The organism is Nostoc sp. CHAB 5715 (assembly GCF_020829685.1).
Lineage (GTDB): Bacteria > Cyanobacteriota > Cyanobacteriia > Cyanobacteriales > Nostocaceae > Nostoc.
In genome coordinates this window covers 1-2,576 of record NZ_JAIVFR010001008.1, presented here as the reverse complement: position 1 = coordinate 2,576, position 2,576 = coordinate 1, and the positions used below count along the sequence as shown (strand labels likewise).

Annotated in this window: 2 protein-coding genes; both read right to left on the bottom strand. The window is 40.9% G+C overall.

Going from position 1 to position 2,576, the window contains the following annotated elements; translation table 11 throughout:
- A partial coding sequence (locus LC574_RS35065; protein ID WP_229458224.1) for a GAF domain-containing protein occupies positions 1-1,600 on the bottom strand: 1,600 nt, incomplete at its 3' end.
- 420 nt (positions 1,601-2,020) lie between these two features.
- Positions 2,021-2,576 (bottom strand): ArsA-related P-loop ATPase (locus LC574_RS35060; protein WP_306422209.1); only part of this gene is annotated, 556 nt, incomplete at its 5' end.

Sequence of the window (2,576 nt, the reverse complement as noted above, 5' to 3'; positions counted from 1 at the left end):
AGAGCTTGCAATTTTGCCCTGTTCTGGCGCATGAAGCGGCCAAATTCTCCCTCCTTTCAACGGTCCCGGATTCCCAATGAACCGTCGTCGCAAAATCTACGAGGGCAAGGCCAAGATCCTCTTCGAAACGATAAACAGAAACGCGATCGGCTTTGATTAATTGACAAACTTCTTTAGTAGTTGTTTGAAAAATGGTATCTGTGTCAAGAGATTCCCGAATCTCGGCAATAACTTTAAACACAGCCTGTTCTTGTTCAGCTGTCCGTTTTAACTCAACTGTGCGCCTTTTAACTTGTTTTTCTAAATTTTCATTGAAGGTTTGCACTTGTTGGTATAGTTCATATTGCTGAACTGCTGAAGCAAAGTGTTTACCGAGGTTTCTAGCCAATTCAATTTCTTCAACCGTCCATTTTTGAGCTTGTGCTTTTTTAGATTCGCGCCAAGCCTCAAACGATCGCCTGGGGTACAACTGCCTTTGATCGCTGTCATACTGCCCCGCCCATAGGGTTTCTGTATCTACTTCGTTGCGAAAAATACTTAAATACCCCAGCAACTGCTGACGATACAGAAGTGGGATCATCAACATGCTGCGAATTTTAGTTGGTTTAAAAGCAGGTTGCAAACTTCGCAAGCCGGGAGTGTTATATATATCTAAAATCGCCCAAACATCGTAGTTAGTAGACTTGTGGTGTTCTTGCCAGACACTGTACTGCTCTATTAGAGGATATATAGTTTGTTCTGGCATCACAGGTTGCTGTCCACAGATATAAAGCTTAATACAAGTATTTCCTGGTATCAAGCATTCTGTTAAGCTGGTCACGTTGCCATTGTGGAAATCAACACCTGCATTTCTAATGCAAAGCCTTCCACCAACGCCATTAAAGGCAGTAACAGCCGCTTCTAGGGCTGGTTGTAATACAATCGTTGGTAATGAATGTAGTAGAGTAGCAATGCGGTTAACGATCGCTTCTCCTTCGGCTGTTTTGCGGACTTGAGTGAGCAGGGTACTTTGAGCGATCGCCACTGACAACTGCTCGACTACCATTTGTACTGCTTCCAGGTCATATTCTGAAATCAACCGCCCTTGGGAATTATGAGACACCAGTAGCCCCCAAAGTTGATCTTGATAGAGAATAGGCGCTACTAGAGAGGACTTTACCCCCATTGCCGTCAAATATTCAATATGGCAAGAATCTACAGGGCGGTAACGGATTTCCTCTGATAGAGTTTCTCCATTATCCAAGTCACGCAGGTGAATTTGGCCAATCTGTTGAGTATCAACATTGACAAAAGAACACACCCGTGATTTGATAAATAATTCACGGGCGGTGAGTGGAATATCCTCAGCCGGGAAATTCAGCCCCAGTAGCGACGGTAAGCGATTTTCGTAAATTGACTCAGCAATGACCTGACCACTACCGTCGGCATGAAATTTGTAAATCATCACTCGGTCAGTTTTTAGGAGCGATCGCACTTCTGCCGTTGTCACTGTGATAATTTCTTCAAACTCTAAGCTTCGCCGGATATGGTTTGTAATGCGGCGTAGTAAACTTTCTTCATGACGACATAAAGGCAAATTTTGTTCAAGGTTGGAGGTCATTGCTTATAGCAAAATCAATTAATAATTTGCAAAGTGACATAATTAAATCTAAAGCCATTTTTAAATTTATTTAATCAATTCGTCTTCCGTAAAACTACGGGCAAATCATTAATAAAAATATTTCTTTACCTTCTATAAAAATTAACCCAAGTGTCACAGAAACAGACGCTTTAAAAATTCAAAATTCAAAACTTGTACTGAGCGTACCGAAGTATTCAAAACTTGTACTGAGCAAGTCGTTGTATTCAAAATTGAAGAGAGTTTCAGACGGGGATTTAAACCCCGACTGAAACTGAACTACGTGTTGACGTTGCGGGTCTTAAACCCTTTAATTTACGATAAAATTGCGTCTGTACTAGCTATAAGAAAAGATTCTTGCTGTTTAGTATTGACTTTTTGTCAAACATTGCCGTAGCAACATTAAGCTTTTATATTGTCAGCAAAGCGAATTTTAAGATAGTCATCTTCCATCTTTGCCCCCCCTGGTTGTAGTGCTGCTAAGGCTTGCGGTAAAACTAAGTTACGACGGTGGTTGCCAATAGTAATGTTTAATTCGTCTCCATTTTTACTCAGTTGAACTTGGTTTTTCGGAATCCCAGGTAAATAAATTTCTAAGCTGTATTGGTTTTGCTCTTGTACGACTCTCATAGTCGTTTCTTTGTAATAAACCTGAGTTGGATCTTCATCTTTATAGAGGGTTTCTTTCAGGCGTTCTAATGCAGCTAAACCGCACATTTCCTCAGAAAATAGAGGAACTTCTTTCACAGGTAAAGGGTGGAAATTATCATGGATTTCTTGGCGATATTGCTCCTGACTTTCCTTCCAGCGTTGGAAAAATGGGTCTTGGACAACGCTTGGAATAATCCGATTAGCCACAACTAAATCTGTTGCAACATTATACAAACTTAGATAAGCATGGGCCCGCAAAGACTCTTTAATCACCATCTTTTCGGGATTTGTTACAAAGAAACGACTA